Origin of the sequence: Desulfosarcina alkanivorans, assembly GCF_009688945.1 — a bacterium.
Lineage (GTDB): Bacteria > Desulfobacterota > Desulfobacteria > Desulfobacterales > Desulfosarcinaceae > Desulfosarcina > Desulfosarcina alkanivorans.
On the sequence record NZ_AP021874.1, the window covers coordinates 986,858 to 1,001,263 of the forward strand.

The following is a 14,406-nucleotide window of genomic DNA, read 5'->3' on the forward strand; positions in this document are numbered from 1 at the left end:
GTATCACCGGAGGCTTATAATGTCCAGCCGGTCTGCGATGGGGAGAAACTGCGAATGGGGACGCACGGAGGCCGGGCAGACAGGGATCCGCCGCCCCCACCCGACCGCGGCGTGCTTCAGGGTCTCATCTGTCTTCCATGACGAGGCCGGCAGGCAGGGATTCGCCGAAAATGGTGTTCCGTTCTTTTTGTTTTCTGGCGGATTGCCGGGTGATGCGCGCCACCTGATCGGGAAAATCACCTGCGGCGTCCATCCACCCGGCGGCCTGACCGCTGATCGTCACAGGGATATCGCGCAGGGGGTCACCGGTTTTCCGGCACAACTGGGAGAGCATCTCCGCCACCGGCTTGGGGTTTTTCCAGGTCCGGCCGAGAATCGTTTCGACCCAGCCGCCGACTTCGGCGGGCGGGGCCACCCGGTCGATGGAGCCGTAGAGCAGGTCGCGGGCGCCGATTCGAGCCAGGGCCCACAGCAGTTGCGGCTGCGGTTTCTTGGCTTTGAACTGCCGGATCAACTGGCGCCCCAGGGTGATTTTATCATTGACGTGCAGGCGCTCCATGCTGGCCGTGGCCATCCAGATTTCAGTGAATTCCTGACGGGAGACGCGGGATCCTTTTTTTACCACCAGCGCAGGGTACAGATCCTGGAAAAACTGGCGCTGCTGGCCGGGGGTGAGACCGGCGGCCACCCGCCGCCACATGATCCACCATTCGGCGCGGACTTGAGGGGCATTGGCGTGGACGGGCCCTTTTTTGTATATTTTCCATAGCCGTTTGACCCGATGGGGGTCAAAGCCCTCTCCCATTCCCGGCCGCAGGCAAAATCCGAGCAGGTTCATCCACCGGCTTTCCGCAACCGGGGACAGGGTTCTGGCCGCCATGTCATCGAGCAGGGTGTCGGCCAGGTCCCGCAGCAGGCCGAGCGGCCAACGGTCCCGGGGGCAGTGGATCGCTTCGGCAATGTCCGATATCAGGCGGGGCAGCCGGGAGGGATCGCCATCCGGTGAAAATGCCGACAGCACCACCTGTCTGGCCGCATCGATCCGGCCGGCTTCGAACACATCGGTTTCGGCCACCGCATCGGGCGTTTCGGCGCCCCGCAACTGGAATCGCAGCTGCCATCGGTGAGAGGTGGCCCGGGACCGGCACCAGACCTCCAGGGTGCCCGCCTCGGTGTAGGTCGCCTCCAGGCCCACGGCGATTTCCGAACGGACCCCCTTGTCCCCGAACTGGATCACGGTATTCAGAGCGGGCAGGGCGGTGAGGGTGTCGTCGACGTCCACCAGGTCACCGCTGCGGTCACCGGACCGGAAACTGGAACTGAACAGGTCGATGGACACCGGCTGGTTGGCAAGAACCTTGAAGGCCCGGTCCGGCAATGCGATGGCGCTGCCTTCCTCGAGACCCCGCTCCACCAGGCACACGGCTTTCTTTTTTCCGTCCTGACCCTGATCGTTCCCGGCGGCCACCCCGATATAAAAACTGCGGGGACTGCCGCTGCCGACCCGGACGCCGATGCCGGATTTGACCATCCCGTAATAGGCGGCACCCAGGGATACGGCCAGGTCCATTTCGCGGTTATGCAGGACTGTCGCTTTCGAATCACTGGAAAACCACCGGCCCACCGCTTCCCGGACACGGTTTTGAACCACACGAGATTTCAGCGCCCCCCCGTTGAAAAGAATCAGGTCGGGGCAGGGCACGGGCTTGCCGACGGCGGCGGACACGTCCGCCCGATGGCGGTCGAGGAAACGGACCAGGTGACCGGTGACGGCGGTGTCCGCTTCATAGGGAAGGCCCCATGAGGCATTGCCGTCCGGCGTTTCCGTGTCGCTGCAGGTTCCGGAGAGCGGGAAAAACTGGTCCAGGACGATCGCTTCAATCTCACGGCGGTCGACCCGGGCGGTCAGGGTGCCGGCAATCAGGCTGGAACCGCTGCCCATCAGGGTGATCCGGCCGCTGTCGGTGATTCCGTCCAGAATTTTTTCTTTGGCCTGCCGGCATTGGTGACAAAGCGTTTTCCAGGCATCCCGGCCCATGGCTGCCGGCGATTTCCCCAAGCGGCGGGCAACGCTGCGGGCGATGGCGAAATCCATGTTATCGCCGCCCAGAATCAGGTGGTCGCCCACGGCAATGCGCTCGAAACGGGGGCTGCCGTCCACGTCCCGCAGGGAGATAAGGGTAAAGTCCGTGGTGCCGCCGCCCACGTCGCAAACCAGGATCAGCTGGCCGGGCGCGACATGATCGGGCCAGTCCGTTTCGTGCCGGATCAGCCAGCTGTAAAATGCAGCCAGGGGTTCCTCCAGCAGGATGACATCGGGGAGACCGGCCAGCCGTGCGGCTTCCAGCGTCAGGTCCCGGGCCACCTCGTCAAAGGAGGCGGGAATGGTGACGATCACCGCCTGGCGCTCCAGGTAGTCTTCCTCGGCGTCCCCCATGGCCACGTTCCAGGCTTTTCTGACATGCTTGAGGAAGGCTGCCGATGCGTGAACCGGCGACACCTTGACGACCTCCTCCCCGGCCCCCCAGGGCAGGATTCGGGCCCGGGTGTCCACCTGTTTGTTGCACAACCAGCTTTTGGCCGAAGAAACCAGGCGTGCCGGAACCTTGGCCCCGTGATCCCGGGCAAAGGCCCCCGCAAAATTTTGATCATCCCGGCTGCGCTGATCGATCGTCCACGGGGCGGCCCGGTCCTGGTCGGCGATGTCGTATTCACCGGGAATATACAAAAATGAGGGCAGGACAGGAAGCGCGGCGAATTCACCGGGACCGGTCAGTTGATGAACCGGAAATTTCCGGATGACCGGCCTGCCGCCATCGGACGCCGTCAGGTCCACAAAGGATACGGCGCTGTTGGTGGTGCCCAGATCGATGCCGACGACAAAGCGATGTTCTGAGGTCAAAAATGGACTCCTTGGTTCGTGCCCATCCATAAATGGCCAATTTGTCCGATACCTGCGTTGCGCTCAGAATTTTACCCTCGGAATATCCGCCATATGCCTGTGGGACATCCCGTGTTCCATACGGGGCGGTAAAATTTTTCCCGCGCGTTCCTGTCCCGCCTGATTTCCAGCGGGAGATCTCGGCCCTATTTGCCCATTTATGGACGAACACCAGTTCACTGGATTTCAACTTCTGCCGGCGCAATGATATTCGGGTTTTCCGTGTCGGACAACTTGGGCAGTCGAATGGCGTGCAATTGCCATCCCCGGTGGCGCAAAATGCCCGTAAAAGGGGGGTGCCCGACCACATTGCCGACCAGTTTGACGGCCTGCTGGTCGAATCCGGGGGCGATCTCGACGGTTTCGCCTTCGGACGATTTCATCACCGGTTCCGGCGACAGGTAGCGGTCCACGGTTTTTCGGCAGTTTTCATGAATGCTGCGCACGGCGGCGCCAATCTGGTCGTCTTCGTAACGGGAAAGGTCTTCCTGCAAGAAATCCATCAGCCGGCCCTGGCGTTGAAGCACGGCAAACAAATGCACGAACATGCGTTTTTCTTTGTTTTTGCGGTTTTTCGCATCCGCTTCGGATTCCCTGGTTGCGGAAGGCTCTTTCTTTTCAACCGCCGGCAAAACCGATTGGCCGGCCAGGAGTTGCGACAGGGTATTTTTCTGGAACATCCACTGCAACAGTCCGTAAAAAAAAAGAAAAACGAACATGGCGCCGTAATCGAAGAGATTCGGGGGGGTGCCCGCGCCTTCCAGTTGCCAGTAAAAGGCGGCAACGACGGCAAACAGAACCGTGGAAAAAAAACAGGACTGGACCAGGGTTCGCCCGTAAAAGGACTTGTACAGCTTAGGATGTTTCATCTTTTTCCTGCCTGTCATCGTCATGGGGTTGGGGGATCCGCCCGCAGCGCAGAGACGAACCGGGAACCGGGCGAAGCGGATCCACAGCCTGGTTTGGCCTTGTGCGGACCGACAGGTTATGGTAATCATAAAGGCAGAAATATCAAGAGACGCGATCCGGATTGACTGGTCCAGAAAAGGGCGCCGCCGGCATATGATCCACGCAATCATATCGTTAACAGCAATGGCAAACAACTACAGACATCGTTTTGATTTTGATATCGGGCACCTGGTCAAGAGTCCGTGCCGGGAGTGCATCGACCGCCATCTGTTCCCCGGCTGCATGGACAACTGTCTGCCGCTGGACAAGATCCGTACGGTACTGGCCAACAGCATTGCCTGTTCGCGGTCTTACCCGTCCACGGAATCCTACGCGATCTTTCAGGAATCCGGCGAAAAAAAATAGAACCACCTTCGCATCAAAGCAGCCCGCCTGAACCATTCTTCATAAGCAATAATATCTATAATACTAATAAGTTAAAAACTTTTACCTCAGGTTCTCGGTTAGGCCTGAACAGGGGGACGCCATGGGAGATTACCGCTTTTTTCATCAACGACAGCACCGGCGTCTGGTCGAACGCGCCCTTTATCTGGATCGCGAGGATTGTCATCTGAGACACCTGATTCGCGGCGACCGCCGAATGGCCGATTTCAGCGCTGCCGGCGGGGGCATTTTTTACGACTACTCCCGCCAGCGCGTTGACGAGGCCACCATGGCGCTTTTATTTGAACTGGCCGAGGCCGCCGCCGCCACGGATCGGTTTGCCGACATGGCCCATGGCAAAAAAGTCAACGTCACAGAAAACCGCGCCGCCCTTCACATGGCCGCCAGAAGCTTCAGCGACCATCCGGTCCGTGTGGACGGCCATGACATCAAGCCGGATCTGAAGGCGGTTCGGAATCAGATAAAAACGTTCTGCGACGCGGTGCACGGGGGCGAGATCACCGGCAGCACCGGCCGGTCCTTCCGTCATGTCGTGGTGGTGGGGATCGGCGGCAGTTACCTGGGAACGGAGTTCGTGGCCAGGGCGCTCGAAGCGTTCGCCGACCGGGACGTGTCATTGGAATTTCTGTCCAATGTGGATATTCATAACTTTGCATCGATCTGGTCGCGGGTGGACGCGGAACGGACATTGTGGGTCGTCATCTCCAAAAGTTACACCACCGCCGAAACCATGGCCAACGAAGACCTGATCCGCCGAACCATGCAAGAGCGCCGTCTGGACCCGTCCAAACACCTGGTCACCGTCACCAGCAAGGGCAGTCCGGGGGACGGGGACGCCGGCCGGGGCCTGGCGTCCTTCCACATGTTCGATTTCATCGGCGGGCGCTACAGTGTCACCTCCGCGGTCGGCGGGGTGCCGCTCGGCCTGTACCTGGGGTATGATCGATTCGAACGGTTCCTGAAAGGCGCCGAAGCGATGGACCGCCACGCCCTGGAAGCCCCTCCGGAGCAGAACCTTCCCCTGATTGCCGCCCTGCTGACCGTATGGAACACCAGTTTCCTGGGCTATCCCCAGACTGCTATCATTCCTTACGCGTCTCCCCTGTCAAGGCTGACCCCGCATGTCCAGCAGCTGAACATGGAAAGCAACGGGAAATCGGTGGATGCGCTGGGCCGGCCCCTGGCCCAACCGGCCGGTACGGTGGTCTTCGGTGAACCGGGCACCAATGCCCAGCACTCGTTCTTCCAGCTCGCCCATCAGGGGAAGGCCTTTCCCATCGACTTTATCGGCGTGCTGAACCCGCAATACCGGATGGATGAAGGCGCATTCAAGGGCGTCGGGCACCAGCAGGAGTTGTGGGCCAACCTGCTGGCCCAGGCCACGGCCCTGGCCATGGGGCAGGCCAGCGGGGATCCGGCCAGGTCCTTTTCCGGGAACCGGCCATCCTCCATCATCGTTCTGGAAAACCTGGATCCGGAAGATGTGGGCCGGCTGCTGGCATTTTACGAGGCCAGGACCATCTTCGAGGCCTTCATCTGGGGAATCAACCCCTTCGACCAGTTCGGCGTGGAACTGGGCAAGGTGACGGCCGGCGTGATTCGTGGGGAAATGGCGGCCCGCAACCAGAATCCGGAACATGACTTCGACGCGGTCGATGCCATCAACCGCCGTTATCTTCGAATGATCTTCAGCGGCAGGCTTCCCGGATGACCGTGCTCCGGTGCCGCTGTTTCCGGAACGGAAGACAGGGGACGGAGGTGTCCGCCCCCTTCGTATTAACCGGTAAACCGATAAAGCACCGATCCCCAGGTAACCCCGGCGCCGAGCCCCAGGAACATCACCGTGCTGCCGGCGCCCAGCAGGCCTTTTTCGATGGCTTCGTCCAGTGCCAGCGGAATGCTGGCCGCCGTCGTGTTTCCGTATCGCTGAATATTGTTGTAAACCCTTGAATCCGGAAGGTCCAGGGCCTTGGCGAAGGCCTGGTTGATCCTCAGGTTGGCCTGGTGCGGAATGAACAGATCCACCGCGTCCAGGTCGATTTCCGCTTTTTTCAGCGCCTCGCCGGCCACCTCGGGAAGCCGCCGGACGGCATTTTTAAAAATATTCCTGCCGTCCATGGCTGGAAAATGCAGTCCCGCTTCAAGCATCTTTTCATCCAGCCGGGGGTTTTCCCGGGATGCCGGTGCGAAGGTCATGAGACTTTCGGCCAGCGACCCGTCGGTGTGCAGGCATGACGCCAGAACCCCCGCCTTGACATCCGTTTCCATGCGCTCCAGGCAGACCGCCGCCGCCCCGTCTCCGAAAATCACGGCCACGTCGCGTCCCCGGGTTGAAATGTCCAGGCCCGTGCTGTGCACCTCGGCGCCCACCAGGAGAACGCGCTTGGCCATACTGCTTCGAATATAGGCATCGGCGGTGGCCATACCGTACAGAAAACCGGTGCACTGCTGGCGGATGTCCAGCGTGGGTGTGGCGTTGAGCCCCAGTTTATTGGCAAGCAGACATCCGGATCCGGGGAAAAATAGGTCCGGGCTCAGTGTGGCAAATATGATCAGATCAATATCTTCAGGCCCCCATCCGGCGCGATCCATGGCAATCCGTGACGCTTCCAGACCCAGGTCGGAGGCACCGACGCCACCCGATTCGGGGACCCAGTACCGCTGTTCAATACCGGTCCGCTGAAGAATCCACTCATTGGAGGTGTCCATCACCCTGGCCAGGTCGTCGTTGGTTACCAGGCGGGGCGGAACATAACGGCCGGTCCCTTTGATAACGGTTTTTTTCATGGTTGTGCTCTCCTTGGTCCAGTATTTCCCGTTTTGCGGCTGTGCGCCCAGCTGATTGACTTGCCCCGAAACATACCTTTTGATCGCAAAATGATCAAGAAATTTATCACGTTATGCTCGCACCTCGTTTCTTTCGATCTCCGTGCGCCGATAGGGAAGGGGGGCTTTCGGCCCCCCTTGGGGGCGTCGTTCCTTTTCTCCCTCAAGACAAATGAAATGTCCGGCGGCATCATGAACCGGGCAAAGATGTCCTGCGTCCGAAAATATCAGGAAACAGATAAAATCCTTAAGTTTGGTCGGCATATCGACGATAACGTAACTGAAAATTATCAGCCGCTGCGATACCCGACGACAATTGCGAGCGACTCTCCGGCGCGTCATGCAATGGGGCAGAAAAATTCAGAGTCTATTCCAACGTTGCTGCCTATGAAGGAAAAACCTAAAAATCCGTCTCCGGAAACCAAGGCACCGACCACCGCACCAAAGGCGGGGGGGGCGGGCGGAAATGGCCCCGTCGACAGTCCGGAAAGCATGAGCGCCGAAGAAATGGCGACCTTCGAGAATATCATGGGGGAAATAGAAGGCCAGGAGGCGGACAAGCTGTCCGCCGGTGCCGAAGACGATGCGGGCCTCGACGAGGATCAGCAGAAAGCCTTCGAAAGCATCATGGCCCAGATCGAGGGGGAGGCGGCCGGTGATGGCGATGCTGCAGCGCCCGCTGCCTCCCGGGAGGAACCGGAACGACCGGAAGCGACGGATGAGGATGATTTTGCCGCCGAACTGGAAAAGGTGGCCAAAGCGGCGGACACGGCCGAAGCGACCCCCTCCGCCGGCGCCGAAGACGATGCGGGCCTCGACGAGGATCAGCAGAAAGCCTTCGAAAGCATCATGGCCCAGATCGAGGGAGGGGCGGCCGGTGATGGCGATACTGCAGCGCCCGCTGCCTCCCGGGAGGAACCGGAACGACCGGAAGCGACGGATGAGGATGATTTTGCCGCCGAACTGGAAAAGGTGGCCAAAGCGGCGGACACGGCCGAAGCGACCCCCTCCGCCGGCGCCGAAGACGATGCGGGCCTCGACGAGGATCAGCAGAAAGCCTTCGAAAGCATCATGGCCCAGATCGAGGGAGGGGCGGCCGGTGATGGCGATGCTGCAGCGCCCGCTGCCTCCCGGGAGGAACCGGAACGACCGGAAGCGACGGATGAGGATGATTTTGCCGCCGAACTGGAAAAGGTGGCCAAAGCGGCGGACACGGCCGAAGCGACCCCCTCCGCCGGTGCCGCCGGTGGCGAGGGGCGTCTTGACGGGGATTTGCAGCAACCTGTTGAAGGCCAGACGGGATCCGGCGACGCCGACGACACTGACCCAGGGGCGCCGGATACGGATCCATCCGCTTCCGCTGACCTGATCGCGGGGCAGGCGACCGACGATAAGGATCCGACCGCAGCCGGCCTGGCAGATAAAGATGAAGATGAAGAATCACAGGATATCTCATCTGAAATTAAAGACATACTGAAAGAGATCACCTCGAGTGACGAGGAATCCGACCGCGGGGAAGCACCTGGCGAAGATATCGCCGTCCACCCCAAAAAAACCGCCCCCGCGGGTCAGGAGACGGCTTCTGCGATTTCCTCGTCCCCAATCAAGGAAGCGCCGGCGGGGCCATCCGAACCGGAGCCGGCAACCAAAGCCGCCTCGGCCCACCAGGGGCCGGCAAAAACACCCCCCGCACCGCGGGGAACCCGCCAGCAAAAAACCGCGCCCCTGCGGGAAGCCCCGGCATCGCACGCAGGCAGGAAAAAGAAAACCATCGCTGTTTCGGCCGCCATCCTGCTGGCGATCGCATTGGCAGGATATTATTATGGAGTCCCCAGCCGGCTGGTCGATGCAACGGATCCGTTACCGGCCCGGACTGCCGGTTCAATTTCAACAGCCGAAAACGCCGGGACAGCGCCGCCCGCTGCGCATCAGGGTCCGGCGCCCGTTGACGGCGGTCGGTCCGATGTGTCACGCCTTGAAGCCGCTGCCGGCAACATCGACCGCCTTCGCAGCGAGGTGCTCGACAAACGGGCTGAAATCGAGGAACTGCGCGCCTATTACCAGTCAGGTATCGATGCGGAAAAACAAGGTGTCGTCGATGCGGTTCGCAACACCGGCAGCCGCAAACGCACTTTAAAGGAAGCGCTGGCCGAACCGCGCATCGGTCTGGGTCTCGCGGCCATTCAGCGGCGCGAGACCTATATCCGGCGGCTGGCGGTTCCGGTCAGGGACCTTCTTCTTAACAGCGAATCACTGCTGTATCTGTCCCGCAAGGCCGGCCTGCTGGCCATGATGGCCGACAGAGCCAGCGATATCGACATCGATGGGTTTATCGCACAGGCCGATGAAATCATTGAGACACAACGCCGTGCATTGTCACAATTGAACATTGACGACGTTCCGGCGACACCGCCGTCCCTGGAAACGATCTGGCAGGATATCGCCAGACAGATACCGGCCGGCCCGGTCGCGCCCGGTAACGATCGCAGCGCCGCCGATACAGACAATGCGGCCGTCTGGAAACGAATCTGCGAAGGGGATTATTCCGAAAAACACCGGTTGACCGCGTTGTCCCCCCAGGCAGCCCGCTGCATGGCCAGATGGAAAGGCAAGGATTTGTTTCTCAATGGGGTGACCGACCTGTCGGCGGAAGCGGCCCGCGGCCTGGCCTCATGGGAAGGGGACTGGCTGGGGCTGAACGGGCTCAAGGAATTGCGGCCGGAAGCGGCGGTGCACCTGGCGCAGTGGAAAGGCAAAGGGCTCTCCCTCAATGGCCTTTCCCGTCTTTCTCCCCGGGTCGTGGCCATCTTGTCGGAATGGCAGGGAGAACAGATCGAGCTGGTCAATGTGAAGCACATGGCCCACTGGGAAAACCCCGGCACCCGGCTGTTTCTTTCCGAACAATTGACGCGCAGGCAAACCGGCTCAAGGAAGTAGACCGTGAAACTATCGCATCGATCAATCATTTGGGTCATCATTTTGCTGGTGGCGACCCTGCCCTCGACGGTGGCGGCCAAGGCCAAAGCGGAACAGCTCCGCCGGACCATGGCGGACATCGCCCTGCTCAACAGCCAGATGGCCCACCGAAAGGCGGAAGCTGCCGGCATCCGGGACGCACTGGCGGTTCGACTGGATGAAATCAAAACGGAAGCCTTGCGCGAAGTTCGGGAAAAAGGGCTCAAAACCGAAGCGGATGTATTGGCAAACCCGCGCGTCAGGTTCGATCTGATGCTGATGGCCGACGTCCAGGCCTATACCGGGCGGTATGGGCAAAAGATAGGCTACTACCGGGTGGCCTGCGACCGGCTCAGTTATCTGTACCAGCAGGCTGACGATGACCTCAAAATCATCAATACGCTTTCGGACCTGAAGATCGATGCGCTGATTTCCCAGGTGGAAAAGGTCCTCGACAGCTACCTTCCCGATGCCCAGACCATTGTCCTGAACCCGGGCACATTGAAAATCGATCCCCCTGAAAAAATCTGGAAGGCCCTTAAAAAGGGAAAATAACCGCTGGGGCCGGGCTTCAGCCGATGGACGGCATCAGGGCCCAGCGGATCACCGGGTGATCGACATCCGCAACCCGGTCGATGCAGAGGATGCCGCTGTTTTGCAGTTTAAACACCGTCCGGTCCGGATTGCCGGTGATCAGCAGGCCGGCCAACCGCTCCAGAAAGGGCAGATGCCCCACCAGCATGATGTCCTGATCCAGTCGAAGATGGTCCGCAAAACCACGGACATCATCCAGCGGTTTCATGCCGCCGGCCGGTGCCACCCCATCTTTGGGCGACAGTGCATGGGACAGGATCTCCGCCGTTTCCCGTGCCCGTTTTTTCCCGCTGTGAAGAATACGCGACACAGGCACCCGATAACCGGCCGCCACGTCGGCAATCCGCTGGGCTTCCATCTTTCCTTCGCCCGACAGGCCCTTTTCAGGATCCTCGGATGCTGCCAGGCATTTTCCGTGTTGAACGAGATAAACAGCCATATTTGTCTGCACCTTGCCTTTTTGGGGTATCTGATTTTACCAGCCGGCAGACCGGTTAAACCGCAATGCCTAAACCATCAGGTTCATCAGTTTATCGTGCAGGACCTCGTATGAGAAAAATTTTTCCCCGAGCATGTAGTTGTTGTCTACCATTTTTTTCCTGAGCGGTTCGTTCCGGAGAAGCTCCCGGGTCTGTTCGACCGCTTCATCGGTGACATAGCCGTCTATTTCAACGGCCTTGAAACCTTTGGGCTTGATATCGAAGGTGTAGATCGAATAGCGGTTGACCAGGATCGGCTTGCGAAAGTAGACGGCTTCCAGAAAGGCATTGCCGAACCCCTCGATGGTCGAGGGATACGTTATGAAATCGGCGTGATGGTATATGTCGTAAAGGGTGTAGATTTTACGGCCGTTCCGGGTTGTCCCGCGTTTGTCGTTGATGATCTTGGAGACGAACAGGGTGTTGACCTGCATGCGTTTGGAATAATCGATGATGCGCTGTTCGTAGTCGTGTCCTTCGTCTCCGGAGGCATGGGAGATGACCAGCCGGGCTTTCATTCCCAGCCGGCTGACCAGTTCGATGGCGTTTTCGATCCCCTTTCTTTTGACCACCCGGGTCGGCTGGAGAATCAGGCGTTCATCAGGCTCGAGTCCCAGCGCCTGACGGACATCGCCGGCATAGTCATCCGGCGGTAGCGGCGGATGTTTGAAGTCCATGACGTTGGGAATGATGGTGGCAGAGATACCGGTCCTGAGGGAAAGCTGATTGTCTGCCGAAGAACTGATGACCACATGGCGGATAGGCGGCAGATGCGGGGGGAAGGACATGTTTAAATAGTCCCAGACCGAATTGGTTTTGAACTGCTGGCGTTCCCAGAAAAAATCGTGGTGGTGCGCGATGGTCGGCAGCCCGGTTTCGGCGATGACTTCGGTAATGGCCAGGCCCAGGGGAATGTTAAGCGGGATGGTAAGCGAATTTTCAGGGATCAGCAGATCGATGTTGAATTTGGAAATAAAATCGTATAGCTGATTCTTAAGAAGCTCCTTTATCTCATGAATCTGCGTCGTCAGTTGACGATCCCGCACCCCGTTGGCCGAAGAACCGAAGGCCGTGTTGAAAATCGTCCGGATTTCCGGTTCCATGAAATGGGCCTTGGGGGCCAGAAAGGACTGTGACGGGTTCCGGTCCAGCTCCCCGGCGAAATAGAAACAATGAAACCGCTGATGCTCGAACACGTTGGCCCATTTTTCCGTTTCCAGCGACACCCCGTCGGTTCCGGCGAACCGGGTGGAGATGAACCCAATGTTATGAACATGGTTGAAGGGAATATACATGGCAGCACCTGCAGGGTTGAAAAAAAGAGGATTATAGAGGCAAAACGCTCAGGCAACACCTTGCCGTTAATTTAAAAAGACATCAAAAACATGAATCTGTCAACGGCTTAATACGGCATGATATCGATTCTACACCGGCTGTATGGACGGCAGGGGGGGGATGCCGCCCGGGAGCGGCTCGCCGCCGTGATGGATGCCTTTGCGCCTGAACGGCACCCCGGAGAAAAAGACCTTTTCGCCCCCACGGATGCCATCCTGATTACCTACGGCGACACCCTTTTTCGAAGCGGGGAGCGGCCCCTGAAAACCCTGAATCGCTTTTCCAGCGACTATTTCAGGGACGTGTTTTCAGGTATTCATATTCTGCCATTTTTCCCCTATTCATCAGACGATGGATTTTCGGTAACGGATTTTCATTCCGTCAGGCCCGACCTGGGCAGCTGGGCGGACATTCGGGCCATCGGCAAACGATTCAGGCTGATGGTCGATCTGGTGGCCAACCATGTGTCAGCCAAAAGCCGCTGGTTCCAGGCCTATCTGGCCGACAAAAAGGGATTTGACGACCTGGCCATCGAGGTCGATCCGTCGGCAGACCTGTCGGCGGTGATCCGACCCCGGGCCCTTCCGCTGCTGACGGCGTATACCAAAGGGTCGGGGCGCACGGTACACCTGTGGACGACCTTCAGCGCCGACCAGATCGACCTCAATTACCGCAGCATCGACGTGCTGGAAAACATGGTGCGGACGCTGCTCTTCTACGTATCCCAGGGCGCACGGATGATCCGGCTGGACGCCATTGCATACCTGTGGAAACAGATCGGAACGCCCTGCATCCACCTGCACCAGACCCACGACCTGGTCCGCCTGTTCCGCAGGGTTTTAAACCGGAAGGCTCCCGGGGTGGTTGTGGTCACCGAGACCAATGTGCCCCACGATGAAAATATCAGTTATTTCGGCGATGGTTCCGACCAGGCCCAGATGGTCTACAATTTCACCCTGCCGCCGCTCCTGCTTTATTCCCTGGCCACCGGCAAGGCCCGCGTGTTTTCCGATTGGGCGCAAACCCTGGTGACGCCATCGACCACAACGGCCTTTCTCAACTTCAGCGCTTCCCACGACGGCATCGGGGTGCGTCCCCTGGAAGGCATCCTGCCCTCGCCTGAGATTGCATGGCTGGCGGATCGAACTCGGAAAAACGGTGGCCGCGTTTCCGAAAAGCGCAACCCTGACGGCTCCAACAGCCCTTATGAGCTGAACATCACCTATCTGGATGCACTCAAAGATCCTTCCGGTGCAACCGATCCGCACCACATCCCCCGTTTCCTGGCCTCCCAGGCCGTGGTACTGGTGCTTCCCGGTGTTCCCGCGGTTTACATCCACAGCCTGCTGGGGTCAACCAACTGGACGGAGGGCATGCGGGCGACCGGGCAGGCCCGGACGATCAATCGGGCAAGGCTGCCGGTCGACGCCCTCGTTGCCGAACTGGACGATCCGCACAGCGTCCGGTCGCGAATTTTTTTCCCTTACCTGGAGATGATCCGTATCCGCTGCCGCCAGCCCGCTTTCCATCCCGGGGCGGACATGCAGATTCTGCATCTGGACGACCGGGTGTTCGCGGTCCAGCGCACGTGCCGGGAGCAGGTGCTGGTTGCGGTGACCAATTTTTCCGCCGCGTCCCTGACGGTCGGGTTGCCGACCGGTCATGGTGGCCATCGGTTCAGGGATCTTCTGAGCGGCCAACGGGTTGAGGGCCCATCGGTAACGCTCCGGGCATACCAGAGCGTGTGGCTGGCACCGTGACGGGCCATGGCGTCTTAACGGACGGGTGAAACACCGATCTGCAGGGTCACCGGCGTCATGCCCGACCCGACCCGGTTGACAAACCGCCCGGCGGATTCAACAATTAGACTGCACACCATCGTTGTTCCGACACATTTAATTTTCCATGGGGCAGTTGCAGGGG

10 protein-coding genes are annotated in these 14,406 nt (G+C 59.6%); 5 read left to right on the top strand and 5 right to left on the bottom strand.

Annotation, left to right across the window (positions count from 1 at the left end; all coding sequences use genetic code 11):
* Window positions 1-124: 124 nt before the first annotated feature.
* Both DSCA_RS04400 and DSCA_RS04405 read right to left on the bottom strand, forming a co-directional pair.
* A complete protein-coding gene (locus DSCA_RS04400; protein ID WP_231716374.1) occupies window positions 125-2,902 on the bottom strand; it encodes a hsp70 family protein in 2,778 nt (925 codons plus the stop codon).
* Between the two features lie 215 nt (window positions 2,903-3,117).
* Window positions 3,118-3,810, bottom strand: coding sequence for a DUF2760 domain-containing protein (locus DSCA_RS04405; protein ID WP_167527599.1), 693 nt, complete (start codon window positions 3,808-3,810; stop codon window positions 3,118-3,120).
* Between the two features lie 223 nt (window positions 3,811-4,033).
* Here DSCA_RS04405 and DSCA_RS04410 point away from each other — a divergent pair, with 223 nt between their 5' ends.
* On the top strand, window positions 4,034-4,255 hold the full coding sequence (locus tag DSCA_RS04410) for a hypothetical protein (RefSeq protein ID WP_155315273.1): 222 nt from the start codon (window positions 4,034-4,036) through the stop codon (window positions 4,253-4,255).
* Window positions 4,256-4,376: 121 nt separating this feature from the next.
* The gene (gene pgi, locus DSCA_RS04415; protein ID WP_155315274.1) at window positions 4,377-6,005 is read left to right on the top strand and encodes a glucose-6-phosphate isomerase; all 1,629 of its coding nucleotides are present in this window, start codon (window positions 4,377-4,379) and stop codon (window positions 6,003-6,005) included.
* 65 nt (window positions 6,006-6,070) lie between these two features.
* Here the strand turns inward: pgi and DSCA_RS04420 are convergent, their stop codons facing one another.
* Window positions 6,071-7,081 (bottom strand): 3-oxoacyl-ACP synthase III family protein, encoded by a 1,011-nt coding sequence (locus DSCA_RS04420; RefSeq protein WP_155315275.1) that lies wholly within the window; start codon window positions 7,079-7,081, stop codon window positions 6,071-6,073.
* A gap of 531 nt (window positions 7,082-7,612) precedes the next feature.
* Between DSCA_RS04420 and DSCA_RS04425 the strand changes: the two genes are divergently transcribed.
* Window positions 7,613-10,057 (top strand): hypothetical protein, encoded by a 2,445-nt coding sequence (locus DSCA_RS04425; RefSeq protein ID WP_155315276.1) that lies wholly within the window; start codon window positions 7,613-7,615, stop codon window positions 10,055-10,057.
* Between the two features lie 3 nt (window positions 10,058-10,060).
* Window positions 10,061-10,630, top strand: a complete 570-nt coding sequence (locus tag DSCA_RS04430; protein ID WP_155315277.1) for a hypothetical protein — start codon at window positions 10,061-10,063, stop codon at window positions 10,628-10,630.
* 16 nt (window positions 10,631-10,646) lie between these two features.
* On the opposite strand, the gene sixA is transcribed toward DSCA_RS04430, so the two are convergent.
* Window positions 10,647-11,108, bottom strand: coding sequence for a phosphohistidine phosphatase SixA (gene sixA, locus DSCA_RS04435; RefSeq protein ID WP_155315278.1), 462 nt, complete (start codon window positions 11,106-11,108; stop codon window positions 10,647-10,649).
* 69 nt (window positions 11,109-11,177) lie between these two features.
* Window positions 11,178-12,443 carry a glycosyltransferase family 4 protein gene (locus tag DSCA_RS04440; RefSeq protein WP_155315279.1) on the bottom strand — a complete coding sequence of 422 codons (1,266 nt, stop codon included), beginning with the start codon at window positions 12,441-12,443 and terminating at the stop codon, window positions 11,178-11,180.
* A gap of 117 nt (window positions 12,444-12,560) precedes the next feature.
* On the opposite strand from DSCA_RS04440, the gene DSCA_RS04445 reads away from it, so the two are divergent.
* Window positions 12,561-14,243 carry an alpha-amylase family glycosyl hydrolase gene (locus tag DSCA_RS04445; RefSeq protein ID WP_155315280.1) on the top strand — a complete coding sequence of 561 codons (1,683 nt, stop codon included), beginning with the start codon at window positions 12,561-12,563 and terminating at the stop codon, window positions 14,241-14,243.
* Window positions 14,244-14,406: the final 163 nt, after the last annotated feature.

Excerpts from the sequence above, each read along its gene's own strand:
- DSCA_RS04405 (WP_167527599.1), bottom strand. The coding sequence starts at position 3,810 with ATGAAACATCCTAAGCTGTACAAGTCCTTTTACGGGCGAACCCTGGTC.
- DSCA_RS04410 (WP_155315273.1), top strand. The coding sequence starts at position 4,034 with ATGGCAAACAACTACAGACATCGTTTTGATTTTGATATCGGGCACCTG.
- pgi (WP_155315274.1), top strand. The coding sequence starts at position 4,377 with ATGGGAGATTACCGCTTTTTTCATCAACGACAGCACCGGCGTCTGGTC.
- DSCA_RS04420 (WP_155315275.1), bottom strand. The coding sequence starts at position 7,081 with ATGAAAAAAACCGTTATCAAAGGGACCGGCCGTTATGTTCCGCCCCGC.
- DSCA_RS04425 (WP_155315276.1), top strand. The coding sequence starts at position 7,613 with ATGAGCGCCGAAGAAATGGCGACCTTCGAGAATATCATGGGGGAAATA.
- sixA (WP_155315278.1), bottom strand. The coding sequence starts at position 11,108 with ATGGCTGTTTATCTCGTTCAACACGGAAAATGCCTGGCAGCATCCGAG.
- DSCA_RS04440 (WP_155315279.1), bottom strand. The coding sequence starts at position 12,443 with ATGTATATTCCCTTCAACCATGTTCATAACATTGGGTTCATCTCCACC.
- DSCA_RS04445 (WP_155315280.1), top strand. The coding sequence starts at position 12,561 with ATGATATCGATTCTACACCGGCTGTATGGACGGCAGGGGGGGGATGCC.